The organism is Amycolatopsis speibonae (assembly GCF_042647925.1).
Taxonomy (GTDB): domain Bacteria; phylum Actinomycetota; class Actinomycetes; order Mycobacteriales; family Pseudonocardiaceae; genus Amycolatopsis; species Amycolatopsis speibonae.
In genome coordinates this window covers 74,748-98,842 of sequence record NZ_JBHRWK010000003.1, presented here as the reverse complement: position 1 = coordinate 98,842, position 24,095 = coordinate 74,748, and the positions used below count along the sequence as shown (strand labels likewise).

The following is a 24,095-nucleotide window of genomic DNA, read 5'->3' as shown; positions in this document are numbered from 1 at the left end:
CATGTCTGGACCACTCGTCGTCGCGTGGACCCTGACCGCGGTGTTCGCCGCGCTCGTCCTGCCCTGCGTGCTGAGGCTCGTCCGGCTGGACTACGGGCGCCACGGCACGGCGGTCCGCAACGGCGATCTGGCCGAACTGCTGCTCGTCGTCGCCATGGTCGCGATGCTGTCGCCGGTGGGAGGCCCGATCCCCGCCGCGGGCTGGCAGGCGGTGCTGGCGCTGACCGCGGGCTGGTTCGCCGTCTCGTGGTGGAAGGGGCGGCGGTCCGGGCACACCGCTTGCGGGCACCACGCCGTCTCCGCCGTCGCGATGCTGTTCATGGTGACGTTCATGCCGCACAGTGCGGTTTCGCATGGTCCGTGGCTGGTGATGTCCGGCCCCGGCGGCACTTCGGCGTTGTGGCTTTCGCTGGTCTTCGGTGTCGTGGCCGCGTATTTCGCGGTGGACGCCGTGCGCGCCGGTGTCCTGGCGGCTCGGGGTACCAGGGAATCGGGTACCGCCGGCGAATCCGGTCAGGTGTCGCGGCGCGTGTGCCGGGTCATCATGGGCGCCGGGATGGGCTACATGCTGGTCGGCGCGGCCCTCTGACCACGCAATTAGTCACCTGCTTGCGCCTGTCGTTCCTCGCAAGTAGGTGACTAATTGCGAGGAACGCGGCGGACGACGCCTGCCTCGGCGCTGCCGGCGTCCGGCAGGTCCTCGGCCGGATTGTCCGCGGCCCACTTGCCCGCGTTGGCGATGTCCTTGTCGAGCGCGGCGATCAGCGCCTCCGACGACGGGTACGCCTTCTGCTCCCGCAGGTGGTGCCCCAGCCACACGGTCAGCACCTCGCCGTAGAGGTCGCCGCCGAAGTCCAGCAGATGCGCCTCGACGAGGCGGTAGCCGTCCGCGCCGTAGTACGTCGGCCGCCTGCCGACCGAGACCGCGGCCGCGATCCGGGTGCCGTCGGCGCGTTCGGCCCAGCCCGCCCACACTCCGTCGCCGACCTGGCCGTCTTGGTCGCGCAGCGCGATGTTGGCGGTCGGGAAGCCCAGTTCCCGGCCCCGCTGATCGCCCTTCTCCACCTGGCCACGGACCACGAAGTACTCCGCCGTCATGCCGCCCCCGTCCTCGCTGTCACGAAAGCCATGAAACCACGCCTCGCAGCGGAGGTCGACCGCCGTCCACGCCCCGGACAGTGTCCACTGTGTACTCGGTCACGTCGTGACGAGCCGGTACCCGAGGTCGAGTTCCGTCCGGCCCAGCAGTCCGACGTGATGCCGGTGCCAGTGCCCGTCGGCGAGATCGGCGCGCAGCCTGCCGACAGCGTCGGCGACGACGTTCTGGTCCAGCAGCGCCACTCCGGACATCCCCGCGCGCACGCGCTCGGACAGGTACGCCTCCGGCCTGCGCCAATACGCGCCGAGGAACCCGTCGACGCAGTCCGAGGGCACCGGCAGCGGAGCGACCGCGGGGGTCTCGCCCGCCGCGCGCAACTCCTCGACGACCCTGTCGAGACAGGCCAACCGGCTCTCGTGCTCGGCGATCTCCGGCAGGTAGTCCCGCACCAGCCAGAACCGCGCGAACACCGCCTGGTCCCAGGTCACGATCACCTGGCGGCGGGACACGCGCCGCAGTTCGGCCAGCCCGGCGGTCACGTCCGTCCAGTGGTGCACGGTGAGCACCGCCAGGGCGGCGTCGAAGGCGCCATCGGGGAAAGGCAGTCCTTCCGCGCACGCCTGGACGGCGGGGGCAGCGGCGGTGGGACGCTGCGCGATCATCCGCGAAGACGGCTCGACGGCGACCACGTCGCGGTCTTCCGGCTCGTAGGAACCGGCCCCGGCACCGACGTTGACCACCGAGCGCGCGCCGCCGAGGGCGGCTGTCACGGCGGCGGCGATCCTGGGGTCCGGACGTCTTGATCGCGCGTAGTCCCGGCCGAGTTCGGCATACGGGTCCGAGATCAAGGGGCGCACCCGGCCGAGTCTAGCCAGAGCCGCTACCTGCGGGTATGGATATTCAGTCTGTCGTGGTCAAGAAAGTGTCGGAAAGAACAGGCGCCTCGTCCCGTTCCGGTGCCGTCGTCGTGACGAGCAGTCCCGCGGGCTCACGCCAGACGCGGGTCCGCAGCGGTTCGCCGGGGAAGACGACACCGGCGAACTTGGCCGAGAACGACGCGACGCGGGAGGTGTCGCCGTCGAGGAACGCGTCGGTGACGGCCTTCGCGATGACGCCGTAGGTGCACAGGCCGTGCAGGATCGGCTTGTCGAACCCGGCTGCCGCGGCGAACGCGGGGTCGGCGTGCAGGGGGTTGCGGTCACCGCAGAGCCGGTAGAGCAGTGCCTGCTGCGGCAGAGTCGGCGTGTCGATGACCGCGTCCGGCTCCCGCGACGGGAGTTCGACGCGATCGGACGGGCCGCGTTCGCCGCCGAAACCGCCCTCGCCACGAGCGAAGATGCTCGACCGGAGCGTCCACAGTGGAGTCCCGTCGGAGTCGGTGGCGACCGTCTCGTTCACGATCACGGCCGCCTTGCCCTTGTCGAAGACGTCGACGATCCGCGTCCGGGCCACGGCCTTGCCCGAGGCCGGGATGGGCCGGTGCGCGATCACTTCCTGCTTGCCGTGCAACACCTTCCCGAGGTCCACCTCGACGCCGGGGAAGGAGACCGCGGGCGGTTCGAACACGCGCAGGTTCGCCGCCACGGTGGCGAACGTCGGCAGCACCTGGAGGCCGTCCTCGTAGGTGTAGCGCAGCTCCCGCGGGCTCATCGGATCCGCGCCGGCGCCCAGCGCCAGATGGTAGAGCTGCACGTCCGACGCGGTCCAGGCGAAGCTCACCTCGCCGAGGTCGGCGCCGATCGCGACCGAAGGATCGATGGGCACGGGGGAACTCCTACTCGTAAGTGACGGTGACCTCGTCGGTCAGCGGCAAGGACTGACACGCCAGCACGATGCCTTCGGCGATGTCGTCGCCGTCGAGGACCTCGTTGTGCAGCATCTTCACCTCACCGGAGGTGATCCGGCAAGCGCACGCGCTGCACTGGCCCTCGCGGCACGAGTACGGCGCGTCGAAACCCTTTTCCAGCAACAGGTCCAGCAGTTTCGTCCGGCGCGGCCACGCGAGGTTCCTGGTCTCGCCGTCGAGGGTGACCTCGACCGCCGCCGGGGTTTCGGCCTCTTCGACGGCGACGGGCTCGGCCACCTCGAACGGATTCCCGCCGAGGGAGAGGAAACGCTCCAGGTGGATCCGCTTGCGCGGTAGTCCGAGCTCCTTGAGCACCGTGCGCGCGGCGTCCATGAACGGGCCGGGACCGCAGATGAACGCCTCGTGCGTGGCGTAAGGCGCCACCAGAGCCCGCAGGTGAGCCTCGGACGGCAGCCCCTGCAGGCTCTCCAGCCAGTGCATCACGACCAGCCGATCCTGGTGCTTCGCGGCGAGATCCGCGAGTTCCTTCGCGAAGATCACCGAGCCCTCATCGCGGTTGGCGTAGAGCAGCACCACCTTGCCGGTTCCGTGCTCCAGCGCGGACTTGAGGATCGACATCACCGGAGTGATGCCGCTGCCGCCCGCTAGCAGGAGGAAGTCCTCGTCGAGGGACGCGGGGCTGAACACCCCGGCCGGCGGCAGGACCTGGATCTCTTGGCCTGCTTGGAGGTGGTCGCAGAGCCAGTTCGATCCGTAGCCGTCGGCGGTGCGTTTGACGGTGACCTGCATCCGGTTCTCGTGCGGCGCGCTGGAGAGCGAATAGCAGCGCGCCACGGATCCGGTCCGCTCGCTCGGCACCCGGACGGTGAGGAACTGTCCTGGCGTGTAAGCGAAAACGGAAGTGTGCTCGGCCGGGATCTCGAACACGATCGAGCGCGCGTCGGCCGTCTCGGCGATCACCTCGGCCACGGTCACGGTGACGGGCCCGCTCATTCGGGCACCTCCAGCAGTCCGTCCTTCAAGGCGATCTCGATGCTCTCGCTGAGATTGCCGCAGGTGTCGAGCAGCGCCGTCTGCGCCCCGGAAGCCTTCTGCTCCGCGAACACCGGGCAGCTCCGGGACGCGTCGCTCGTCCACTGGATGCTGGTGTGCTGCATGCTGTTCTTCTTGACCAGCACGCACGTCCCGCACGAACGGCAGCTCAGCGGCCGCAGCCCGGCGGTGAGGAACTCGACGGTCTCGGGCTTCACACCCCGGCCTCTTCCGCCTGCTGCCTCGCCAGGTTCTCGGCCACCTCCGCCGCCCAGACCTCGTTGGCGCGGCTGGTGTCCACTTCGAACTCGAACCGCCGCGTCATGTCCTCGGTGACGTCGGCGGCGTCCACATAGAACTGGTCGTACCAGCGGCGCAGCTGGTAGACCGGGCCGTCCTCCTCGCACAGCAAGGGGTTGTCGATCCGGGTCTTGTTGCGCCAGATCTCCACGTCCTGCAGGAAGCCGACGCCGATGCCCTTGGCGAACTTGCCGGCGATCTTGTCCGCGTGCTCGTCCGAGACACCCTCGAACTTCTTCACGCTCACGCCCCACTGCAGCATGAACGAGTTCTCGGTGACCGGGTAGTGGCAGTTGATCAGCACGTTCTCGATCTCGAAACCCTGGTACGTGTTGAGCAGCGTGTTGATCATGTACGACGGTCCGAAGTACGACGCCTCCGACCGCAGCAGGTTCTCCTCGCCGCCGTAGTTGGACGCCATTCCCTTGTCCGGGCGGCCCTTCGTGTTCAGGTACTGGGTGGCGATATGCCCCTCGAACACGTTTTTGAAGTAGGTCGGGAAGGCGTAGTGGATGTAGAAGAAGTGCGCCATGTCGACCATGTTGTCGATGATCTCGCGGCAGTTGGAGCCCTCGATCAGCACCGAATCCCAGGTCCAGTTGCTCCACTCGCCGGTGAACACGCCCTCGATCCGCGGGATGACGACGTCCTCGGGCGGCGGGTTGCCTTCCGGGTCGTGCCAGACGAACAGCTGCTTGTTCTCCTCCAGCACCTGCCACGTCTTCGTCCGCGCGCGGAGCGGAACCCTTTTGGCGTAGGGGATCGAGACGCATTTGCCGTTGCCGTTCCAGCGCCAGTCGTGGAACGGGCAGGCGATCTCGTCGCCCTTGACCTCGCCCTGGGTGAGGTCGCCGCCCATGTGACGGCAGTACCCGTCGAGCACGTTCAGCTTGCCGGACGAATCGGCGAAGACCACCAGTTTCGTCCCGAACGCCGTGATGGCGTGCGGCTTCCCGTCCCGGAACGACTCGGCCAGGCCGAGACAGTGCCACCCGCGCGCGAACCGCGAAGGGAGCGCGCCCGCGTCGATCTGCCGTACGGATTCCGTCGTCATCGGCTGCCTCCCGCTTTGGTGTGATCTTGCTTCGCGAGGTGCTCGGCCGCAAGGTAGCCGAACACCATCGCCGGGCCGATCGTCGCGCCGGGGCCGGCGTAGGTGCGGCCCATCACCGCCGCGCTCGTGTTGCCCGCCGCGTAAAGTCCGTCGATCACCGACCCGTCCTCGCGCAGGACACGCGCGTGCGGGTCGGTCCTCAAGCCGCCCTTGGTGCCCAGGTCACCGGGCACGATCTTCACCGCGTAGTACGGCGCGACGTCCAGTGGTCCCAGGCTCGGATTGGGCTTGTTCCGCGGGTCGCCGTAGTAGTGGTCGTACGCGCTGCGCCCGCGGTGGAAGTCCTCGTCCACGCCGCTCTTCGCGAAGCCGTTGAACCGCCGCACGGTGGCCTCCAGCGCGTCGGCCGGGACCTCGATCCGCTCGGCGAGCTTCGCGATCGTGCTCGCTTTGACCGCGATGCCCGCTTTGAACCAGCGTCCGGGCAGCGGCTGGCGCGGGCCGAGGCCGGTGAACATGTACCGGTCGCGGTTGCGCTGGTCGAACACCAGCCAGGTCGGGATGTTCTCGCCGGGTCCGTCACCTTCGCCGTACATCGCGTGCACGGCCTCGACGTAGGGCGCCGACTCGTTGACGAAGCGCTCCCCCCGCGCGTTGACCATCAGGCAGCCCGGCCGCGAGCGCTCGGCGAGCGCGAACCACGGGCCGCCGGTCAGCGGGATGGACGGGCCCCACCAGGCGTCGTCCATCAGGTCGACGGCCGCGCCGAGTTTGAGCCCGGCGTCGATGGCGTCGCCGGTGTTGGCTTCGGCGCCGACGGTCCAGTCCGTGCCGATGGGCGCTCGCTGGTACTTGACCCGCATCTCCTCGTTGCGCTCGAACCCGCCCGCGCCGAGGACGACGCCGAGCCGGGCGCGGATCAGTTTTTCCTCGCCCTCGTGGCGGACGACGACGCCGATCACGCGATCGCCTTCGACCTTCAGATCCATGAGCGGCGTGTTCAGCCAGACGGGGACATTCGCCCTCCGCAGACCCTCGCGGAGCCCGGCCGCAAGCGCTTGCCCCATGGAGAGAAGCCGTTGACGGCGGATCCGGCCGACCAGCCAGCGCCCGCCGAGGCCGAGGACGCGGAGGATGCCGCGCGGATGGCGGGCGAGCAGGCTCAGCCACCGGTAGTCCGCCTGGGTGATCGGGACGCCCAGCGGGGGAGCGCTGTACGGCGGCTCCAGCTTCGCCAGTTCCGGCCCGAGCAGGTTGCCGTCGAACGCGGCCGGTTCGACCGACCGTCCACCGGGCCGCCCGCCGGGGGCCTCCGGGTGGTAGTCCGAGTAGCCGCGGACCCAGCGGAAGCGCAGCGGCGTCTTGTCGCAGACGAACGACAGGACCTCGGGGCCGCGGTCGAGGAAGGCCGACCGGAGTTCCGCCGGGACGACGTCACCGACGATCGACTCGAGGTATTCGTGCGCCCGCTCCGGGGGTTCTTCGATCCCGGCTGCCCGCAAGGCGTGGTTGCCGGGGATCCAGACGCCGCCGCCGGACCGGGCGGTCGAGCCGCCGAAGTGGGCGGCCTTCTCCACGACCAGGACGTCGAGTCCCCGATGGGCCGCGGACAGTGCGGCGGTCATCCCGGCGGCACCACTGCCCGCCACGATCACGTCGTACTCCATACGCCCCTCACCTGAAACACGTTGTAGGAAGCATGTAGCGGCATCTTCGCTGCTCCAGTCACCATAGACGAGAACGTGTTCTAGTTCTAGGGTGGGGTCATGGACTCCCTCGTCGCGGATGTGGTGATCGTGGGCTTCGGGGCGGCCGGCGCCTGTGCGGCGATCGAAGCCGCCGACGCCGGAGCCAAGGTGCTCATCCTGGACCGGTTTTCCGGCGGTGGCGCGAGCGCCGTCAGCGGAGGTGTCGTCTACGCCGGTGGCGGGACGGCGCAGCAGCGGGAAGCGGGCGTCGACGACAGCGTCGACGCGATGTACGACTACCTGCGGCTCGAAGTCGGTGACGTCGTCTCCGAAGAGACACTTCGGCGGTTCTGCGCGGGCAGTACCGAGATGGTCTCCTGGCTGGAAGGCAACGGTGTCCCCTTCGAGGGCAGTCTCTGTCCCTATAAGACGTCGTACCCGAGCGACAAGCACTATCTGTACTACTCGGGTAGTGAGGCGGCGGGCGGCTTCCGCGACGCGGCCAAGCCCGCGCCGCGCGGACATCGGGTCAAGGGCCCGGGGACCTCCGGAAAGCTACTGATGAAACGCCTGGCCGACGCCGTCCGGAGCCGCGGGATCCAGGTGCTGCCACAGACGGCCGCTCGAAATCTGATCGTGGACGCCGACGGGGTCGTGACCGGTGTCGTCGTGTCCACTCTGCGGGACGCTCCCGCCCGGGTTCGGGCCTTGCACCGGAAGCTGGCCGCGTACGCCGCCAAGCCGGGGATCTACGTGCCGTCGCTGCGGAAGTCGTTGCATCGCCGGGTGGAGCGGATCGAACGCCGCTACGGCCGTGAGCTGCGGATCTCCGCCTCGCGAGGGGTCGTTCTCGCGGCGGGCGGGTTCATCGCGAACCGGGAGATGGTGCGCGAACACGCGCCCGCGTACCGCGGCGGCTTGGCGCTCGGGACCTCCGCCGACGACGGATCCGGGATCCGGATGGGCGTCGAGGCGGGCGGGGCCACCGCGGAACTCGGGCGGATCTCCGCCTGGCGGTTCATCACCCCGCCGTCGGCGTTCCTCGGCGGCCTGCTCGTGAGCAAGACGGGCGGCCGGATCATCGACGAATCCCGGTACGGCGCTGCCGTCGGCGAACGCATGATCACCGAGCACGAAGGGCGTGGCTGGCTGCTGGTCGACGACGCCATCGTCCGGGAGGTCAAACGGGACGCGCGCGGGCAAAGTCAATGGTTCCAAGGGCTCCAGGTGCGCTTCCTGCTGCGTCAACGCGTTGTCGCGGGTTCGCTCGAAGACGTCGCGCGCAAGGCCGGTGTGGACCCTGGCGGGCTGATCGCCAGCGTCGAAGCCTCGCGCTCCGGTGCCGATCCGATGGGTAAACCCGCGGAGTTCGCGCGCCCGCTGGATCAGGCGCCGTACTCGCTGATCGACGTCTCGATCAAGCCGAACCTCGGCTATCCGTGCCCGATGCTGACGCTGGGCGGCTTGGTCGTGGACGAGGAGACCGGCGCCGTACGTGCGTCTTCCGGTACTCCGATCCGCGGTCTGTACGCGGCGGGCCGGACCGCGGTGGGAATCTGTTCTAGGTCCTACGTGAGCGGTCTTTCGCTGGCCGACTGCGTGTTTTCCGGCCGCCGTGCGGGGCTGCACAGTGCCCTCGACCGGGGATCGGTCGACAAAAACGAGAACGTGTTCTAGTCTTGGATCTGGTTCACGGAGTATGGCGAGAGAGGGAACGCATATGAGCGAGCACGCCGCGCAGGACGTGATCGCGGGGATTCGGGAGCTGCTGCCGGTCCTGCGGGAGCGAGCGCAGGAGGCGGAGGACGCCAGGCGCGTTCCCGAGGAATCCGTCAAATCCCTGCAGGAGACCGGTTTCTTCAAGCTCCTGCAGCCGAAGACGTTCGGTGGCCTCGAAGCCGACCCGGTCAGCTTCTACACCGCTGTCAAACTCGTCGCGAGCGCGTGCGGGTCCACGGGCTGGGTCGCCTCCATCCTCGGCGTCCACCCGTGGCACCTCGGCCTGTTCGAGGCGCAGGCACAGCAGGACGTCTGGGGCGACGACGTCGACGTCCGCATCTCCTCGTCGTACGCGCCGATGGGCAAGGCGGACGTCGTCGACGGCGGCTACCGGCTCAGCGGGCGCTGGAGTTTCTCCTCCGGCTGCGACCACGCGACCTGGGTGCTGCTGGGCGGACCGGTGTTCAAGGACGGCAAGCCGGTCGACTTCTGCACCTATCTGGTGCCGATCTCCGACTACACGATCGAAGACGTCTGGGACACCGTGGGCCTGCGCGGCACCGGGTCCAACGACATCATCGTGAACGACGTCTTCGTCCCGAAGCACCGCGCGCTGAGCTTCATCGCGACGTCGAAGTGCAAGACGCCCGGGCAGGAGATCAACCCCGGGCCGCTGTACAAGATGCCGTACGGTTCGGTGCATCCGAGCACGATCACCGCGCCCATCATCGGGATGGCCCAAGGTGCCTACGACGCGCACGTCGAGTACCAGGGCAAGCGGGTCCGCGCGGCGTACGCGGGCGAACAGTCCAAAGAGGACCCGTTCGCCAAGGTGCGGATCGCCGAGGCGGCGAGCGAGATCGACGCGGCCTGGCTTCAGCTGACGCACAACATCGACGAGCTGTACCAGCTGGCGTGCAAGGGCGAGAAGCTGCCGTTCCCCACGCGGCTGCGGGTCCGCCGCGACCAGGTCCGCGGCACGGAGCGCGCGATCTTCGCGATCGACAGGCTCTTCGAGAACTCCGGCGGCCGCGCTCTGAAGGCCGGGACGCCGATCCAGCGCTTCTGGCGTGACGCCCACGCCGGCCGGGTGCACGCGGCGAACGACGCCGAGCGCGCGTACGTCATGTTCGGAACCGGCGCCTTCGGGCTGCCCGTCGAGAATGCGATGGTCTGATGACCGAAGGCAAGTATCTCACTGTCCAAGGCGGACTCAAGCTGCACTACCACGAGGCGGGCGTGGAGCATCCGGAGACGGTGATCCTCCTGCACGGTGGCGGTCCCGGCGCGTCGGCGTGGAGCAACTTCGGCCGCAACCTGCCGGTGTTCGGCAAGAACTACCGCACGCTGGCCATCGACCAGCCCGGGTTCGGCCGCTCGGACAAACCGACCGAACATCCACAGTACTTCCGGCACAGCGCGGACGCCGTCGTCGGGCTGATGGACGAACTCGGCATCGAGCGGGCCCATTTCGTCGGCAACTCGCTCGGCGGCGGGGCTTCCGTGCGGCTCGCGCTCAACCACCCGAAACGCGCCGGACGGCTGGTGCTGATGGGTCCGGGCGGGCTGAGCGTGAATCTGTTCGCGCCCGATCCGACCGAGGGCATCAAGAACCTGGGCCGGTTCAGCGCCCCGCCGGGGCCGAGCCGGGAGAAGCTCGAAGCCTTCCTGCGGATCATGGTGCACGACCAGTCGCTGATCACCGAAGAACTGATCGACGAGCGGTTCGCCGCGGCGAGCGCGCCCGAGTCCCTGGCGGCGATGAAGGCGATGGGCAAGTCGTTCGCCCAGCCCGATTCCTACGAAGAGGGCATGCTGTGGCGTGAGGCGCATCGCCTGCGCCAGCGGGTGCTGCTCATCTGGGGCAGGGAGGACAGGGTCAACCCGCTCGACGGCGCCTTGCTCGCGCTCAAGACGATCCCGCGTGCCCAGCTGCACGTGTTCGGCGGCTGCGGGCACTGGGCGCAGCTGGAGAAGTTCGACGAGTTCAACCGGCTGGCACTCGACTTCTTGGGAGCCTCCTGATGGGTATCCGTTCGCTCGCCTACCTGCGCATCGAAGCCACCGACATGGCCGCGTGGCGCGAATACGGGCTGAAGGTCCTCGGCATGGTCGAGGGTTCCGGCACGAATCCGGAAGCGCTCTACCTGCGCATGGACGACTTCCCGGCGCGGCTTGTGGTCTTCCCCGGTGAACACGACAGGCTCGCCGTGGCCGGCTGGGAGGTCGCCACCGCCGGCGAACTCGACGATATCCGGGATTCGCTCGACGCGCATTCCGTGCCGTACAAGGAAGGCACCCCGGATCAGCTGGCCGATCGCCGGGTCGACGGCTTGGTGTCCTTTGAGGACCCGTCAGGCAACACGCTCGAAGTTTTCCACGGCGTCGCGTTGCAGCACCGGCGCGTGGTGAGCCCGTACGGCCACAAGTTCGTGACCGGGGAGCAAGGGCTCGGGCACGTCGTACTGTCCACACACGACGATGAAGCGTCCCTGCGGTTCTATCGTGACGTGCTCGGATTCCGGTTGCGGGACTCGATGAAACTGCCCCCGCAGATGGTCGGCAGGCCCGCCGACGGAGCCCCGGCGTGGCTGCGGTTCTTCGGCTGCAACCCGCGTCACCACAGCCTCGCGTTCCTCCCGATGCCGACTCCGAGCGGCATCGTGCACCTCATGGTCGAAGTGGAGAACACCGACGACGTCGGCCTCTGCCTCGACCGGGCCATCCGCCGGAAGGTGCCGATGTCGGCCACCCTCGGACGGCACGTCAACGATCTGATGCTCTCGTTCTACATGAAGACCCCCGGCGGCTTCGACGTCGAATACGGCTGCGAGGGGCGGCAAGTGGACGACGAGAGCTGGATCGCCCGAGAGAGTACGGCGGTTTCGTTGTGGGGACACGACTTTACAGTCGGCGCACGCCCTCCGGGTCAGTCGTGACCCCGATGACGGATGTCGGATCAGGGATCGACGCCGCGAGGTTCCGCTCGGTGCTCGGGCACTTCTGCACCGGCGTCGCCGTGGTGACCGGGCACGACGGCACGGCGCCGGTGGGCTTCGCGTGCCAGTCGTTCGCGGCGCTCTCCCTGGACCCGCCGTTGGTACTTTTCTGCCCCGCCAAGGCTTCCCGGACGTGGGCGGTGCTCGCCGAGTCCGGGCGGTTCGCCGTCAACGTGCTCTCCGAGGCCCAACAGGACGTCAGCGCGGTGTTCGGCGCCCGGGGCGCGGACAAGTTCGCGTCGGTCGACTGGACGCCCGCGCCGTCCGGATCTCCTTTGCTGACAGGGGCTTTGACGTGGATCGACTGCACGCTCGAAGCCGTGCACGAGGCGGGTGACCACTACGTCGTCGTCGGCAGGGTGACCGCGCTCGGGGAACCTTCCGACGAGCGCCCGCTGCTGTTCCATCGCGGGCGGTACACGGTGACCGAACCGGTGACGGACGCGCTCGCCGCTTTGATGCCTTGGCCGCGTCCTGATGATTGGCTATAAACGTATAAACGAAAAAATGTAAAGCTGTCCTTTCCGGTGGCTTCCGCTTAGCGTTTTCGGCGGAAGCTCACCAAGGAATGGGGACAGCAACAAGGTGCTGGGTGCCGAAGCGACGCAGGCGAATCCGCCGTCGTGGGGGCTCGACCGCATCGATCAGCGCAAAACTTCCGCTGGACGACAAGTACAACTACGCGACCACCGCTTCGAATGTGATTTCGGCGGCCGGGTGAAACAGGGCTACGACTTCGTCGACAATGACACGAACGCGGACGACGGCTATGGTCACGGCACCCATGTCGCGGCCACGATCGCGGGCGCGAAGTACGGTGTCGCCAAGGGTGCTTCGCTGTACCCCGTGCGAGTCCTCGGTTCCGACGGCAGCGGCACGACCGCGGGCGTGATCTCCGGTGTCAACCGGATCACCCAGAACGCCAAGAAGCCCGCCGTGGCCAACGCCGGCCTCGGCGGTGGCGCGTCGGCCGCGCTGGACACCGTGGTGCGGAACTCGATCAAGGCGGGCGTCACCTGGACGATCGCGGCGGGGAATTCGAACGTCAACGCCGCCAACACCTCGCCGGCCCGGGTCACCGAAGCGCTGACGTCCGCCGCGGCGGACCGCACCGACCGCCGCGCTTCCTTCTCCAACTACGGTTCCGTGGTCGACCTGTTCGCGCCGGGCGTCTCGATCACCTCGGCCCGGAAGGACAACGACACCGCGACCTACACCGGTGACGGCACCTCGTTCGCGCCACCGCGGCGCAGGTCGCCCAGGCGTTGATCAGCGCGTCGACTCCGGGGCTGGTCACCAACCCCGGTAGCGGTAGCCCGAACCGCACGCTCTACGTCGGGTAGGTTCCCCCGGTGGTGGCTCGGTCCCGACGTGGCGCCAGGACCGAGCTCGGCGAGCGCCCGGAGGGATTCCGGGCGTTCCGGTCTGCGTCTGCCGAACTGCCAAGGGCTCAGCGTCGGCACACTGATGGAGACGCCGCGCACTTCGAGACGGTGGCGGATCCGGGCCAGCGGCAGCCCGCTGGCCGTGATCGCCGCGCGCAGTGCCAGCGGGAACGGTTCTGGATGCGGGGTGGCGCCGGGGAAGATCTTCGGGGGCGTCATGCACTGAAAGTAAGAAGCCGTATCTGGAGTGTCAACGACGTCCGGTGGCCGTCTCAGCCGGTGAACCCTCCGAAAGTCGGATCGGCTCGCCCGCTTCGTGCAGACTGCGCAACGCGAGCCGGTACGACTCGATGAGCCCCGTCTCGTGATACGGGACGCCGATTTCCTCACAGTATCCTTGGACGATGGGCCGGGCGCGGCGAAGACGCGGCGACGGCATGCTCGGGAACAGATGGTGCTCGATCTGGTAGTTGAGCCCGCCGAGCGCGACGTCGATGATCCTGCCGCCGCGGACGTTACGGGACGTGAGCACCTGCTTGCGAAGGAAGTCGAGTTCGGTGTCACCGGACAGGATCGGCATACCCTTGTGGTTGGGCGCGAAGATCGATCCCATGTAGACGCCCCACAGTGCTTTGTGGATAACGAAGAACACGAGCGCTTTGCCGGGGGAGAGGACGAGGAGCAGCGCGCTGAAGTAAAGCGCGAAATGCGCCAGCAGCAAGGCCGCTTCGATCCAGCGCCCCCGGATGCCCGGCTTCGCCACTGCGCGGATACCGGAAACGTGCAGGTTCAGGCCTTCGAGGGTGAGCAGCGGGAAGAACAGGAACGCCTGGTAGCGGCCGATGAACCGCGGAAGCCCCTTGCTGGCCCTCGCCTGCTCCTTCGACCACACGAGGATGTCCGGGTCGACGTCGGGGTCGAGGTCCTCGTGGTTCGGGTTCGCGTGGTGGCGGGTGTGCTTGTCCATCCACCAGCCGTAGCTCATGCCGACACCGAGATTGCCCGCGATCCGGCCGGCGATCTCGCTCGGACGGCGGGTCCGGAACACCTGGCGGTGCGCGAGATCGTGCGACAGCAAGGCGATCTGGCCGAACATCACCGCCTGGAAGACGGCGATCCCCAGCTGCCACCAGGAGTCTCCGATCGCGAAGAAGGCGATCCAGCCGGCGACGAAGAGGGTGGCGACCAGGCCGATGCGGAAGACGTAGTAGCCGGGACGGCGGTCGAGGAGGCCCGCTTCGCTGATGCGGCGGGACAGGCGGGCGAAATCACTGCCTGTGCGGAGGTTTGCGGTCACGATGGTGAGTCTGGACCAGGGGCAGGGTCAGATGAATGCGGCGCGCCGGTGGGTCGGTGCTGGGGCTGGCCCTACCCTGAGGGCGGTGAGTAGTGATGCGCGGATGTGGTACCTGAGGTGCGTGTGGTCGCATGAGTTCGCCGAGGAACCCGTGGAGATCTTCAGTGAAGTCGGCGTCGATGGCTACGAGTGCCGGAAGGTGGAGCGCTTCCGGGGCGGCCGTCTCGGCTGGGCTGACGAGCAGCACGAAGTGGGCGGCACGGGCTTGGGGCAGGTTCCCGTCCCGCCCCTTGACGAGATCAACGCGCAGCGAGAGTTCTCGGCGTCGCGGATCGACGACGTCGAGTTCGAACGGGTGTGGACCAAGGCTCTGGGTGGGGGCGAGGACTGAGCGTCCGCGGCAAGGGCTGGACTCAGCGCCAGTTCTGGCTTCTGTGCGATCTGTCGGCGAACGACATCTGGGCCGATGGCCAGGGAATGACCTTGGTTGAACTGCAGGAGGCACGCGACTCGGGCTCGGATGGCCGGTGAGTCGCCTGAGATGATGATCGTTCTGGGTAGCGAAGGGGTGTTCCGTTGCGGTCGGTGGAGCGCGAGTTGATCGCGTTCGGGTTGAGGCAGGGGGAGTCGTTTCGGGAGATCGGGGCCTGGATTGGGCGGGATCATTCGGTGGTGTCCCGCGAGGTTGAAGGAACGCAAGGTGCGGAAATCGCCGTTTCTGACTCGCGTGGTGCATGAGGGGTTGCGGAAGAAGTGGGCACCGATGCAGATCGCGTGCAGGTTGCGGCTCGACCATCCGTTGGATCATTCTCGCTGGGTGTCACATGATGCGATTTATCAGGCGTTGTTCGTGCAGGCGAAAGGGACGTTGCGGGCGGAGGTGGCCGAGGACCGTGCCGTGCCGGGCTTCTGGGAAGGCGATTCGATCGTCGGCGCGAACAATCAGTCACAGATCGCGACCTTGGTCGAGTGGCGCACTCGATTCGTCATGCTGATGCGTATTCCTCACGATCGCACGGCCGAGAATGTGGCCCCCACGGCTGGCCGCCAAGATGAACACCTTGCCCGACGTTCTCAAAAACAGCGTCACCTGGGATCAGGGTGGAGATGGGCGGCCGCAGGAAGTTCACCATGGCCACCGGGATGCCGGTGTATTTTTGTGACCCGCGTTCACCTTGGCAACGCGGCAGCAACGAGAACACCAATGGTTTGCTGCGCCAGTACCTTCCCGAAGGAACCGACCTGTCCGGGTATTCACAAGGCGAACTCAACGACCGGCCGCGGCAGGCGCTGGGATGGCTCAAGCTGATCGAAGCGTTCGGCAAAGTATCGCTAGACCAGAGGCGGTGCACTCACCAGTTGAACCCACCAGCCTAATTCCTGGCAATCGAACGCATGTTCGAGTATTATCATGGGCATGACCACACCTCTTGCTTTCAATCCGAAAGCCGCTCGCCTTCTTGATGCCGCCTGTGACGAAGAAGTCTCGCTTCGTCAGGCGCAAGGTCGTCAGGTGCGGTTCATAGCCGAGTTCGCCGCCGTGGGTGGTTCGCGAAGATCGGTGACCGAGGAGGTCGCCTTGTGCTTCTCGGTCTCTCGCAATCAAGCCTTCCTGCTGATCGAAACCTCCTGTGCGCTCGTGGCGCGCTTGCCGAACACGTTGGCGGCACTGGAAAAAGGTGACATCGATCTGTACAAGGCGTCGAAGGTCAGTCAGCTGACCCGCGAGGTCTCGGACGAGGTCGCCGCGCAGGTGGACGCGTTCATGGCCAAACGGCTCGCCCAGCGTGACGCCGGGGCGATTCGCAAATCGGTGAACGGCGCGGTGCAGAAGTTCGACCGCGCGGGCTACAAGGAGCGTGCGGAGAAGAAACGCGCGCGACGGCATATCTCGCTGGAGCACGAAGACGAGACCATGTCGACCCTCTCCGGTCTTCTGCCGTCCGAGGTGGCGAGTTCGATTTACGCGTCGATGAGCCGCGCCGCGCAAGCGCGCCGGGCGCGGGACAAGTCGCGGACCCTGGATCAGCATCGCGCGGACGTGTTCGCCGAACGGTTGCTGGCCGAGGACGGTCACGGAAAGCCTCGCGCGCACATCCACGTCTACGTCGACTTCCTGACCCTGGCCGGCGCTCGCGACGATCCCGCGACCCTGGCCGGTTACGGGCCCATTCCGGACTGGCTCGTGCGGGAGATCGCCTCCGATCCCGGCTCGACCTGGTCACGGCTGATCACCGACCCCGCCACCGGCCAGCTCCTGGAAGCCGGTGCCGAGCAGTACCGGTCACCGGCCTCGCTGGCCCGGTTGATCAAGGCGCGGGACCGGGAATGCACCCATCCCGGCTGCCACCGTCCGGCGGAGTTCTCCGAGATCGACCACATCGTCTCCTGGGCGCGGAACGGCACGACCGACCACCACAACTGTCACGGTTCCTGCAGGATCCACAATCTGCTCAAGGAGGAACCAGGCTGGTCCGCGGCGCCCACCGGCAACGGCGGCATGACCATCACGACCCCGTCCGGACGGACCTACGACGCGACACCGGAACCGCTCCACGACCCACGACCCGAGCCGGAGGACGAGGCCCCGCCCTTCTGACCGGCACGAGGGTGTTCAGGCCCTCGTGCCGGTCAGAAGGGCGGGGCGGTGGCGTAGGCGGTGCTTGTCGATCGCGAATGACGCTCTGCCGAATCCTGCGTGATCTCGGCCGAGCTGCTCAACCCGCGGGGGACCTGTTTCCGGTGCCGGTCGAGTACGCGTCCAGCGGCCTATGCCTTGGCAGCAGCCTCCCGAGCCGCATCGAAAGGAGTCCGATCGAAGATGATCCGCAGTTCCACGACCTTCCCCTCCTGCACGGTCAGCATCTCCGCCCCGGGAGCGTTCGCCACCGGATAGGTCGCCGTGTCGTACATCAGCAGCGCCGTCGTTTCGTCGCCGAACGCCGAAAGCAGGGTCGAGCCGGTCAGGATCTCGGTGAACGGGCCCATGAACCCGCGAAACGCCTCCGCGCCGGAGAGCGGCCCGGCGGGCGTGTGGCAGACGATGTCGTCGGCGACGTAGGTCATCGCCTTCTCGAAGTCCTTGCCGGTCCACGCCTGGTGGTAGGCGAGCGCGACCTCCAAAGCCGGACTGGTCATGATGGTTCCTTTCGTCGACCTTCACCCCGTCAGACACCAGCCCGGCCGGAAACGGAACGGTGCGCCGCGAAAAAGGTCGTGACAGGATCGACCCGTGGGCATCGGGACAACGGACGAGCGGGGCTTTCGCGAGCTCACCGACACCTATCGGCACGAGCTGCACCTGCACTGTTACCGCATCCTGGGCTCCCTCACCGAGGCCGAGGACGCCGTCCAGGAGACGCTCCTGGCCGCGTGGCGCGGCCTCGACGGTTTCGAAGGACGCTCATCGCTGCGCACCTGGCTGTACCGCATCGCCACCAACCGCTGCCTCAACGCGCTGCGGGACGCGGGCCGCCGCCGACCACCCGAGCCGGTGCCGCCGTTCGACCCGCCGGAGCCCAGCCGTCGCGGCGAGGTGACCTGGTTGCAGCCGTACCCGGACGAGCTCCTCGAGCGCGTCGCCGACAGCAACCCCAGCCCCGAAGCGCGCTACACCGCAAGGGAGGCGATCGAGCTCGCCTTCGTCACCGGACTCCAGCTACTCCCGCCGAGACAAGCCGCGGCGCTCGTCCTGCGGGACGTCCTGTGCTTCCCCGCCGGGGAGGTCGCGGGCATGCTCGGCACCACCGAAACCGCGGTCAAAGGGATCCTCCAGCGTGCCCGCGCCTCGCTCGACAAGCATCGCGACAGCGCCCGGCATCGGCCCTCGCCTCAGGAACGCGAGCTGACCAAGCGGTTCGCTGACGCTTTCACGGCGGGCGACCTCGACGGCGTCATCGGCCTGCTCACCGACGACGCCTGGCTCGCCATGCCCCCGGCGCCGCACGAGTACCACGGCCTCGAAGCGATCGCTGGTTTCCTCCGCGTCACCATGGCCGTTCCGGTTCCGGAGGGGTACTCCATGACGCCGACGCGGGCGAACAACCAGCCCGCGTTTCAGTGCCGTCACGGCGAAAGCCCCGCCGGGCTGATGGTCCTCACGATGGACGGCGACCGGATCCGCGCCCTTACCCGGTTCCTGGATCAGAAGTAGCCCGCCAGGCGGCGACAGAGCGCGCCGACGTCGATCACCGGTGCCCCGCTCCACGAAGGACCGTCCATCCACCCAGATGACCAGCCTCACCAGCGGGTCATCACCGCGGTGCTTGGCACAGATCGCACAGTCCACCGGCTCACGACACCTGCGGTCGCACTCGCCCCAGGTGTTCGCCAGGCGACCCGAAAAGCTGCGCCGCCCCATAAGCCCGCTTGAAGTAGCGGTGCGCAGGATGCTCCCAGGTGATCGCGATCCCGCCGTGCAGCTGGATCATCTCGCCCGCCACCGTCGCCAGCGCCTCCGAGCAGTGCACCTTCGCCACCGCGGCCAGCCGGCTCGACTCCGGTGCCGCGTAGGCCGCGGAGCGGGCGGTTTCCACCAGGACGTGGAGGTCCGCCATCCGATGCTTGAGCGCCTGGAATCCGCCGATCGGCCTGCCGAACTGGTGCCGCTGCTTGCTGTACTCCACTGTCAGCTCGAAGGCGCGCGCGGCGGCCCCGGCCTGCTCGGCGGCCAGGACAGCACACGCGACGTCGCGCAGCGCGCCGAGGTCGACAGGGCCGAGCAGCCGGGCCGGGGCACGGTCGAAGGTCACGCGGGCCAGCCGTCGCGTTTCGTCCATCGCCGGGGTCCGGACACGGTGGGCCCCGGCGACCTCGTACAGCGAGCCGTCCGCCACCACCAGGAGGATCTCGGCCTCGTCACCGTGGAGGACGTAGTGCGCCTCGCCCTCCACAACGGAGTCGGCGGAGTCGGCGACACGGCAGGCGGGCGCGTCCCAACGGCCGTCGGCGTCGGTCCAAGCCACCGCGCCGACCACGCCTCCGGCGAGGCGGGGGAGCAGACGTTCGCAAGCCTCGTCGTCGCCGGTGGCCAGAATCGCGTGCACGGCGAGCACGGCCGAACCGAGGAACGGGACGTCGGCGAGAACCCGGCCCAGTTCCTCCGCGACCACTTGCAGGTCCGCCGTCCCGGCGCCGAGCCCGCCGAACCGCTCGGGGACGGCCAGTGCCGCCACACCGATCTGCTCGCACAGCTCCGGCCAAGGATCCGCTTCCCGGTCCAGGAGTTTCCGGACGCTGTCCCGCAGCGCGTCTTGCTCGGCGGTGAACGTCATGCCAGCACCCGCTCCCGATGGAACCGCGGCGTGCCCCAGGCGCCGACCAGCGCGCGGACCCTGGTCAGCCGCAGGCCGAGCGCGTGTTCCGCGGTGTAGCCGATCGCGCCGTGCACCTGCAGCCCGGTCCGGGCGGCGAGATGCGCCGCGTCGCCGCACGCCACCTTGGCGGCCGAGACATCGCGTGGGTCCAGGGTGACGGCCGCGCCGAGCAGTAGCGGTTCGGCCAGCGCGAGCCCGGTCGCGACGTCGGCCAGCAGGTGTTTGACCGCCTGATACCCGCCGATCTCCCGCCCGTACTGCTTGCGTTGCGCGGCATACGCGACGGAGGTGTCGAGCAGCCACCGTCCCGCGCCGAGGAGGTGCGCGGAGGTGGCGAGGCAGCCCAGTTCGAACGCGCGGTCCGCGTCGAGCGCCCTGCCGAGATCGTCTCCCGACACCGGCGGGAACAGCCGACGAGAACTGTCCACAGAGGACAAAAGGGCGCCGGGAGCGAACGCGCGGAGCCTGCCGTTCTCGACGGTGAGACGCGCGTCGGCGACGTCGGCATCCAAGGCGTACGGCACCTGCGGCGCGAACGCGACCGACGCCAGCGTCTCACCGGACGCGACAGAGGTCAGCAGTTCGTCGTCCAGCAAGGACGGCAGCACGGCCACGGTGTCGGTCCACGGGCCGGGAACGCAGTGGTACCCGAGCCGCTCGAAGCCGACGGCCAGATCGACCGGGGTGGCGCCGAGCCCGTCGTACTTCGCGGGCACGGCCAGCGCGGTCACCCCGAGCTCCGCCAGCCGCCGCCAGATCTTGAGACCGGGGCCGTGATCGCCGCCCGCCCAGGACCGGTTGGCCGAGTCGGTGTCCACACCGGACAGCAGATCGTGCAGGCTCGAGGAGAACTGCTCCTGCTCACCGGAAAGCGCGAACCTCATCGAGCCCCCTTCGGCAGGCCGAGCAGCCGTTCGGCCACGATGGACCGCTGGATCTGGTCGGTCCCGCCGTAGATCGGGCCCGCCAGGGAAAACAGCCAGCCGTCGCTCCAGCGGCCCCGCAGCTCGGCGTCCGGGCCGAGTACGTCGAGCGCGGTTTCGTGCAGGGCGACGTCGAGATGGGACCAGAACAGCTTGTTGACACTCGATTCCGGCCCGAGTTCGGCGCCGTCCGCGAGGCGGGTGACCGTGCCGAGGGTGTACAGCTGATAGGCCCGCGCGCCGATCCACGCGTCGGCGACCCTGTCGGCGGTGTGCGCGGGGCGCCCGCTGTCCTGCCAGAGCGAGACCAGCCTGTCGGCCGCGGCGAGGAACCGGCCGGGACTGCGCAAGGACAGGCCGCGTTCGTTGTTCGCCGTCGTCATCGCGACCCGCCAGCCTTCGCCCGGCGTGCCGATCACGTCCTCGTCGGGGACGAAGACGTCGTCGAAGAAGATCTCCGCGAAGCCCGGTTCGCCGTCCAGCTGGGGGATCGGCCGGACGGTGACACCCTCGGCCCGCAGATCCACCATCAGATAGGTGAGTCCCTTGTGCCGCGCCGAATCCGGATCGCTGCGGAACAGACCGAAGGCCCGGTCGGCGAACGTCGCCCGTGAACTCCACGTCTTCTGCCCGCTGACCCGCCAGCCACCGTCGCAGCGGGTCGCGGTGCTCCGGAGAGCGGCGATGTCGCTGCCCGCTTCGGGTTCCGACCAGGCCTGGGCCCAGACCTCTTCCGAGCGCGCCATCCTCGGCAGGATGCGGCGTTGTTGTTCTTCCGTGCCATGGGAGAACAGCGTGGGCGCGAGCATGAAGATGCCGTTCTGGTTGACCCGCAGCGGCGCACCCGCCGCGTAGTATTCCTCCTCGAACAGCACCCAGTCCAGGAGGCTCGCGTCCCGGCCGCCGAACTCGCGCGGCCACGAGACGACCGACCAGCGGGCGTCGGCCAACCGGGATTCCCACTCGCGGTGCTGAGCGAATCCTTCGGCGGTGTCGAACGACTTCAGCGGCTCGGCGGGAACGTTCGCGGCGAGCCAGGCACGGGCCTCGTCGCGGAAGGCGAGCGTGCGCTCGTCGAGATCGAGATCCATCACGAGGTCCTGTTCGCGTCCCGCATCGAGCGCGCGTCCTGCCCGCCCAGCGAGTCACCGCCGGACATCTCGGCGTTGTGCGCGTGCGCGAAGTGGTGCAGCCCGAACACGGAGTCCATTCCGGACCGCAGGCCCATCAGGTCTTCGGCCTGGTTGACGGCCTTCTTGGCGAGCGCGAGCCCCATCCGCGGCATCACCGCGATCTTCTCCGCCAGCGCCATCGTCTCGGTTTCGAGGTCGGCGCGGGGGACGACGCGGTTCAGCATGCCCCATTCCTTGGCCTGCTGCGCCGTGAAGCGCTCACCGGTGAACAGCACCTCCTTGGCCGCGCGCGGCCCTAGAACCCAAGGATGCGCGAAGTACTCGACGCCGGGAATCCCCATGCGCACCACGGGATCGGCGAAGAACGCGTCGTCGGAGGCGACGATCATGTCGCACACCCACGCCAGCATCAGCGCGCCCGCGATGCACGCGCCCTGCACACTCGCGATGGTCGGCTTCGGGATCTCGCGCCACCGGCGGCACATGCCGAGGTAGACCTCCGACTCGCGCGCGAACCGCTGGTCACCGCCCTCGGCGCCGACGTGGTCCCACCACAGGACGGCCTTGCGCTCGAAGGAGACGTCCACGTCGCGTTCCGGCGTGCCGATGTCGTGCCCGGCGGAGAAGTGCTTGCCCGCCCCGGCCAGCACGATCACCTTGACTTCGGGATCGTCGACGGCGCGGGTGAACGCGGCGTCGAGCGCGTAGGTCATCGCCGAGTTCTGCGCGTTCCGGTACTCCGGCCGGTTCATCGTGACGACGGCCACCGGCCCGCGTCGCTCGTACTCGACGGTCATCCGTTCTCCTCCCGCAACACGCGTTTCAGTACCTTGCCCGACAGGTTTCGCGGAAGCTCCGCGACGAAGTCGACAAATCGAGGAATCTTGTAGTTGGCCAACTCGGCCTTACACCGAGCCAGTACGTCCTCTGTGGACAGTTCCGCTCCGGGACGCAGCCGGACGAAGGCCTTGCCGACTTCGCCGAGCCGGTGGTCCGGCACACCGACGACAGCGGACTCCGCGACGCCGTCCAGCCTGCTGAGCACCTGCTCGATCTCGGCCGGGTAGACGTTGAACCCGCCGCAGACGTACATGTCCTTGATCCGGTCGACGATCTTCAGGTAGCCGAGTTCGTTCAGCACGCCGACATCGCCGGTGTGCAGCCAGCCGTCCGCGTCCACGGCCGCCGCGGTGGCCTCCGGATCGTCGAGATAGCCGAGCATCACGTTGGGCCCGCGCAGCAGGACCTCGTCGTGTTCGCCGAGCCGCACCTCGAAGCCCGCCGTCGCGCGGCCGGTGTAGTTCGCCACCAGTTTCGCGTCGTCGCCAGGGCGCGACATCGTCGCCACGACGGCTTCGGTGAGCCCGTACGCGGTGAGCACGGTCTCGAAACTCAGTTCCGTCTGCATGCGTTCGACGAGGGTGACCGGCACCGTGGCGGCCCCGGTCACGGCGAGCCGCAGGCTGGACAGATCGTGGTTCGCGCGTTCGGGCGCGTCCAGCAGCACCTGATGGATCGTCGGGGCACCGGGCAGCACCGTGACACGCTCGGTTTCGATGAGCCGCAAGGTTTCCCGGACGTCGAACGTGCGCTGCGGCAGGATCGTGGCCCCGCGCAGCACGGCGGCGACGATGCCCGCCTTGTACCCGAAGCTGTGGAAGAACGGGTTGATCACGAGGTAGCGGTCTTCCTCGGTCAGCTCACCGCAGTCGGCCCAAGCCTCGGCGACGCTCAGCGCCTGGCGGTGGCTGCTCATCGCACCCTTGCTGCGGCCCGTGGTCCCGGAGGTGAACAGGATGTCGCTGACGTCGCCGGGCTCCACCTGGCTGACGAAATCACTGTCGAGACCGTCGAGCGCGTCCCATTCGGTGACGCCTTCGACTGGCTCTTCAGTGCCCTCGACGGGGATCCGCAGCACCGTGCCGGGCACCGAGGAGCCGAGGTCGGCCAGCCGGTCCGTGCCGAGGAACGTTCCGGTGATCACCAGCGCCGAAACCCGCGCACGTTCGAGGACGTCGATGGTTTCGCCGGCGGTGAACCGGGTGTTGACCGGGATCAGGGTCGCGCCGGCGTGCAGCGCGCCGAGTCCGGCGACGACCCAGTGCCAGGTGTTGGGGGAACAGATCGCGATCCGTTCATGGCCTTCGAAGAACCGCGCCGCTTGCCGCACCCGCCGCGCGAGTTCGGCATAGGTGAGCCGGACTTCGCCGTCGACGAGTGCTTCCCGTCCGGCGAAGCGCTCCGCGGCCTCGTCGAGCGCCGCCGGGATGGTCCCTTTCGACATCGAGCCTCCCTAGCAAGTGCTTGGTAGGGTAGCCTACGCAGCAGGCTCTGGTTTGGCTAG

25 protein-coding genes and 1 pseudogene are annotated in these 24,095 nt (G+C 68.3%); 12 read left to right on the top strand and 14 right to left on the bottom strand.

The window, feature by feature from the left end; translation table 11 throughout:
• Nucleotide 1: 1 nt before the first annotated feature.
• Entirely contained in the window at nucleotides 2-589 is a 588-nt protein-coding gene (locus ACFOSH_RS01350; protein ID WP_378236710.1) for a DUF5134 domain-containing protein, read from the top strand.
• 50 nt (nucleotides 590-639) lie between these two features.
• On the opposite strand, the gene ACFOSH_RS01345 is transcribed toward ACFOSH_RS01350, so the two are convergent.
• The 7 genes from ACFOSH_RS01345 to kstD all read right to left on the bottom strand — a co-directional run bounded on the left by ACFOSH_RS01345 (nucleotide 640) and on the right by kstD (nucleotide 6,959).
• Nucleotides 640-1,098 (bottom strand): riboflavin kinase, encoded by a 459-nt coding sequence (locus ACFOSH_RS01345; RefSeq protein ID WP_378236709.1) that lies wholly within the window; start codon nucleotides 1,096-1,098, stop codon nucleotides 640-642.
• Nucleotides 1,099-1,197: 99 nt separating this feature from the next.
• Nucleotides 1,198-1,947 carry a methyltransferase domain-containing protein gene (locus tag ACFOSH_RS01340; RefSeq protein ID WP_378236735.1) on the bottom strand — a complete coding sequence of 250 codons (750 nt, stop codon included), beginning with the start codon at nucleotides 1,945-1,947 and terminating at the stop codon, nucleotides 1,198-1,200.
• A gap of 52 nt (nucleotides 1,948-1,999) precedes the next feature.
• A complete protein-coding gene (locus tag ACFOSH_RS01335; protein ID WP_378236708.1) occupies nucleotides 2,000-2,863 on the bottom strand; it encodes a MaoC/PaaZ C-terminal domain-containing protein in 864 nt (287 codons plus the stop codon).
• A gap of 10 nt (nucleotides 2,864-2,873) precedes the next feature.
• Nucleotides 2,874-3,899 (bottom strand): 2Fe-2S iron-sulfur cluster-binding protein, encoded by a 1,026-nt coding sequence (locus ACFOSH_RS01330; RefSeq protein WP_378236707.1) that lies wholly within the window; start codon nucleotides 3,897-3,899, stop codon nucleotides 2,874-2,876.
• On the bottom strand, nucleotides 3,896-4,156 hold the full coding sequence (locus ACFOSH_RS01325; RefSeq protein ID WP_350583845.1) for a hypothetical protein: 261 nt from the start codon (nucleotides 4,154-4,156) through the stop codon (nucleotides 3,896-3,898). Before ACFOSH_RS01325 ends, ACFOSH_RS01330 begins: the two co-directional genes overlap by 4 nt.
• Nucleotides 4,153-5,292, bottom strand: a complete 1,140-nt coding sequence (locus ACFOSH_RS01320) for a Rieske 2Fe-2S domain-containing protein (RefSeq protein ID WP_378236706.1) — start codon at nucleotides 5,290-5,292, stop codon at nucleotides 4,153-4,155. The genes ACFOSH_RS01325 and ACFOSH_RS01320 overlap by 4 nt, the downstream gene beginning before the upstream one ends.
• Entirely contained in the window at nucleotides 5,289-6,959 is a 1,671-nt protein-coding gene (gene kstD / locus ACFOSH_RS01315) for a 3-oxosteroid 1-dehydrogenase (RefSeq protein WP_378236705.1), read from the bottom strand. Before kstD ends, ACFOSH_RS01320 begins: the two co-directional genes overlap by 4 nt.
• A gap of 99 nt (nucleotides 6,960-7,058) precedes the next feature.
• Here kstD and ACFOSH_RS01310 point away from each other — a divergent pair, with 99 nt between their 5' ends.
• The 6 genes and pseudogenes from ACFOSH_RS01310 to ACFOSH_RS01285 all read left to right on the top strand — a co-directional run.
• On the top strand, nucleotides 7,059-8,657 hold the full coding sequence (locus ACFOSH_RS01310; protein ID WP_378236704.1) for an FAD-binding protein: 1,599 nt from the start codon (nucleotides 7,059-7,061) through the stop codon (nucleotides 8,655-8,657).
• A gap of 43 nt (nucleotides 8,658-8,700) precedes the next feature.
• A complete protein-coding gene (gene hsaA, locus ACFOSH_RS01305) occupies nucleotides 8,701-9,876 on the top strand; it encodes a 3-hydroxy-9,10-secoandrosta-1,3,5(10)-triene-9,17-dione monooxygenase oxygenase subunit (protein ID WP_378236703.1) in 1,176 nt (391 codons plus the stop codon).
• Nucleotides 9,876-10,724 (top strand): 4,5:9,10-diseco-3-hydroxy-5,9,17-trioxoandrosta-1(10),2-diene-4-oate hydrolase, encoded by an 849-nt coding sequence (gene hsaD, locus ACFOSH_RS01300; RefSeq protein WP_378236702.1) that lies wholly within the window; start codon nucleotides 9,876-9,878, stop codon nucleotides 10,722-10,724. Before hsaA ends, hsaD begins: the two co-directional genes overlap by 1 nt.
• Nucleotides 10,724-11,638 carry an iron-dependent extradiol dioxygenase HsaC gene (gene hsaC / locus ACFOSH_RS01295; protein ID WP_378236701.1) on the top strand — a complete coding sequence of 305 codons (915 nt, stop codon included), beginning with the start codon at nucleotides 10,724-10,726 and terminating at the stop codon, nucleotides 11,636-11,638. Before hsaD ends, hsaC begins: the two co-directional genes overlap by 1 nt.
• A 5-nt stretch (nucleotides 11,639-11,643) precedes the next feature.
• Nucleotides 11,644-12,189, top strand: coding sequence for a 3-hydroxy-9,10-secoandrosta-1,3,5(10)-triene-9,17-dione monooxygenase reductase subunit (hsaB, locus tag ACFOSH_RS01290; RefSeq protein ID WP_378236700.1), 546 nt, complete (start codon nucleotides 11,644-11,646; stop codon nucleotides 12,187-12,189).
• Nucleotides 12,190-12,271: 82 nt separating this feature from the next.
• Nucleotides 12,272-13,041 (top strand): annotated as a pseudogene (locus ACFOSH_RS01285) (S8 family peptidase); the annotation flags it as partial.
• A 292-nt stretch (nucleotides 13,042-13,333) separates the two neighbouring features.
• On the opposite strand, the gene ACFOSH_RS01280 reads toward ACFOSH_RS01285, so the two are convergent.
• Complete coding sequence (locus tag ACFOSH_RS01280) at nucleotides 13,334-14,380, bottom strand: fatty acid desaturase family protein (RefSeq protein ID WP_378236699.1); 1,047 nt, start codon at nucleotides 14,378-14,380, stop codon at nucleotides 13,334-13,336.
• A gap of 85 nt (nucleotides 14,381-14,465) precedes the next feature.
• On the opposite strand from ACFOSH_RS01280, the gene ACFOSH_RS01275 reads away from it, so the two are divergent.
• The 4 genes from ACFOSH_RS01275 (at nucleotide 14,466) to ACFOSH_RS01260 (ending at nucleotide 16,979) form a co-directional block, all read left to right on the top strand.
• The gene (locus ACFOSH_RS01275; protein WP_378236698.1) at nucleotides 14,466-14,771 is read left to right on the top strand and encodes a DUF6881 domain-containing protein; all 306 of its coding nucleotides are present in this window, start codon (nucleotides 14,466-14,468) and stop codon (nucleotides 14,769-14,771) included.
• Between the two features lie 194 nt (nucleotides 14,772-14,965).
• Nucleotides 14,966-15,118: a helix-turn-helix domain-containing protein gene (locus ACFOSH_RS01270; RefSeq protein WP_378236697.1), complete on the top strand. Its 153-nt coding sequence runs from the start codon at nucleotides 14,966-14,968 to the stop codon at nucleotides 15,116-15,118.
• Nucleotides 15,066-15,689, top strand: a complete 624-nt coding sequence (locus ACFOSH_RS01265; protein ID WP_378236736.1) for a transposase — start codon at nucleotides 15,066-15,068, stop codon at nucleotides 15,687-15,689. The genes ACFOSH_RS01270 and ACFOSH_RS01265 overlap by 53 nt, the downstream gene beginning before the upstream one ends.
• A 108-nt stretch (nucleotides 15,690-15,797) precedes the next feature.
• A complete protein-coding gene (locus ACFOSH_RS01260; protein WP_378236696.1) occupies nucleotides 15,798-16,979 on the top strand; it encodes an HNH endonuclease signature motif containing protein in 1,182 nt (393 codons plus the stop codon).
• Nucleotides 16,980-17,149: 170 nt separating this feature from the next.
• Here ACFOSH_RS01260 and ACFOSH_RS01255 read toward each other — a convergent pair whose 3' ends face one another.
• Nucleotides 17,150-17,518 carry a nuclear transport factor 2 family protein gene (locus ACFOSH_RS01255; protein ID WP_378236695.1) on the bottom strand — a complete coding sequence of 123 codons (369 nt, stop codon included), beginning with the start codon at nucleotides 17,516-17,518 and terminating at the stop codon, nucleotides 17,150-17,152.
• A gap of 94 nt (nucleotides 17,519-17,612) precedes the next feature.
• Here ACFOSH_RS01255 and ACFOSH_RS01250 point away from each other — a divergent pair, with 94 nt between their 5' ends.
• Nucleotides 17,613-18,533, top strand: a complete 921-nt coding sequence (locus tag ACFOSH_RS01250) for an RNA polymerase subunit sigma-70 (RefSeq protein WP_378236694.1) — start codon at nucleotides 17,613-17,615, stop codon at nucleotides 18,531-18,533.
• Between the two features lie 139 nt (nucleotides 18,534-18,672).
• Here the strand turns inward: ACFOSH_RS01250 and ACFOSH_RS01245 are convergent, their stop codons facing one another.
• The 5 genes from ACFOSH_RS01245 to ACFOSH_RS01225 are packed head-to-tail and all read right to left on the bottom strand — an operon-like array spanning nucleotide 18,673 to nucleotide 24,035.
• Nucleotides 18,673-19,653, bottom strand: a complete 981-nt coding sequence (locus ACFOSH_RS01245) for an acyl-CoA dehydrogenase family protein (protein ID WP_378236693.1) — start codon at nucleotides 19,651-19,653, stop codon at nucleotides 18,673-18,675.
• Nucleotides 19,650-20,579, bottom strand: a complete 930-nt coding sequence (locus tag ACFOSH_RS01240) for an acyl-CoA dehydrogenase family protein (RefSeq protein ID WP_378236692.1) — start codon at nucleotides 20,577-20,579, stop codon at nucleotides 19,650-19,652. The genes ACFOSH_RS01245 and ACFOSH_RS01240 overlap by 4 nt, the downstream gene beginning before the upstream one ends.
• Nucleotides 20,576-21,709 (bottom strand): acyl-CoA dehydrogenase family protein, encoded by a 1,134-nt coding sequence (locus ACFOSH_RS01235; RefSeq protein ID WP_378236691.1) that lies wholly within the window; start codon nucleotides 21,707-21,709, stop codon nucleotides 20,576-20,578. Before ACFOSH_RS01235 ends, ACFOSH_RS01240 begins: the two co-directional genes overlap by 4 nt.
• Nucleotides 21,709-22,548, bottom strand: coding sequence for an enoyl-CoA hydratase (locus ACFOSH_RS01230; RefSeq protein ID WP_378236690.1), 840 nt, complete (start codon nucleotides 22,546-22,548; stop codon nucleotides 21,709-21,711). The genes ACFOSH_RS01235 and ACFOSH_RS01230 overlap by 1 nt, the downstream gene beginning before the upstream one ends.
• Nucleotides 22,545-24,035 carry a FadD3 family acyl-CoA ligase gene (locus ACFOSH_RS01225; RefSeq protein ID WP_378236688.1) on the bottom strand — a complete coding sequence of 497 codons (1,491 nt, stop codon included), beginning with the start codon at nucleotides 24,033-24,035 and terminating at the stop codon, nucleotides 22,545-22,547. The genes ACFOSH_RS01230 and ACFOSH_RS01225 overlap by 4 nt, the downstream gene beginning before the upstream one ends.
• Nucleotides 24,036-24,095 lie beyond the last annotated feature (60 nt).

Bases quoted from the DNA above. Each gene is read 5' to 3' on its own strand.
- kstD (WP_378236705.1), bottom strand. From the start codon at position 6,959: ATGGAGTACGACGTGATCGTGGCGGGCAGTGGTGCCGCCGGGATGACC.
- hsaC (WP_378236701.1), top strand. From the start codon at position 10,724: ATGGGTATCCGTTCGCTCGCCTACCTGCGCATCGAAGCCACCGACATG.
- ACFOSH_RS01260 (WP_378236696.1), top strand. From the start codon at position 15,798: ATGACCACACCTCTTGCTTTCAATCCGAAAGCCGCTCGCCTTCTTGAT.
- ACFOSH_RS01235 (WP_378236691.1), bottom strand. From the start codon at position 21,709: ATGGATCTCGATCTCGACGAGCGCACGCTCGCCTTCCGCGACGAGGCC.
- ACFOSH_RS01225 (WP_378236688.1), bottom strand. From the start codon at position 24,035: ATGTCGAAAGGGACCATCCCGGCGGCGCTCGACGAGGCCGCGGAGCGC.
- ACFOSH_RS01245 (WP_378236693.1), bottom strand. From the start codon at position 19,653: ATGACGTTCACCGCCGAGCAAGACGCGCTGCGGGACAGCGTCCGGAAA.
- ACFOSH_RS01320 (WP_378236706.1), bottom strand. From the start codon at position 5,292: ATGACGACGGAATCCGTACGGCAGATCGACGCGGGCGCGCTCCCTTCG.
- ACFOSH_RS01240 (WP_378236692.1), bottom strand. From the start codon at position 20,579: ATGAGGTTCGCGCTTTCCGGTGAGCAGGAGCAGTTCTCCTCGAGCCTG.
- hsaA (WP_378236703.1), top strand. From the start codon at position 8,701: ATGAGCGAGCACGCCGCGCAGGACGTGATCGCGGGGATTCGGGAGCTG.
- hsaB (WP_378236700.1), top strand. From the start codon at position 11,644: ATGACGGATGTCGGATCAGGGATCGACGCCGCGAGGTTCCGCTCGGTG.
- ACFOSH_RS01255 (WP_378236695.1), bottom strand. From the start codon at position 17,518: ATGACCAGTCCGGCTTTGGAGGTCGCGCTCGCCTACCACCAGGCGTGG.
- ACFOSH_RS01310 (WP_378236704.1), top strand. From the start codon at position 7,059: ATGGACTCCCTCGTCGCGGATGTGGTGATCGTGGGCTTCGGGGCGGCC.
- ACFOSH_RS01330 (WP_378236707.1), bottom strand. From the start codon at position 3,899: ATGAGCGGGCCCGTCACCGTGACCGTGGCCGAGGTGATCGCCGAGACG.
- ACFOSH_RS01345 (WP_378236709.1), bottom strand. From the start codon at position 1,098: ATGACGGCGGAGTACTTCGTGGTCCGTGGCCAGGTGGAGAAGGGCGAT.
- ACFOSH_RS01230 (WP_378236690.1), bottom strand. From the start codon at position 22,548: ATGACCGTCGAGTACGAGCGACGCGGGCCGGTGGCCGTCGTCACGATG.
- ACFOSH_RS01350 (WP_378236710.1), top strand. From the start codon at position 2: ATGTCTGGACCACTCGTCGTCGCGTGGACCCTGACCGCGGTGTTCGCC.
- hsaD (WP_378236702.1), top strand. From the start codon at position 9,876: ATGACCGAAGGCAAGTATCTCACTGTCCAAGGCGGACTCAAGCTGCAC.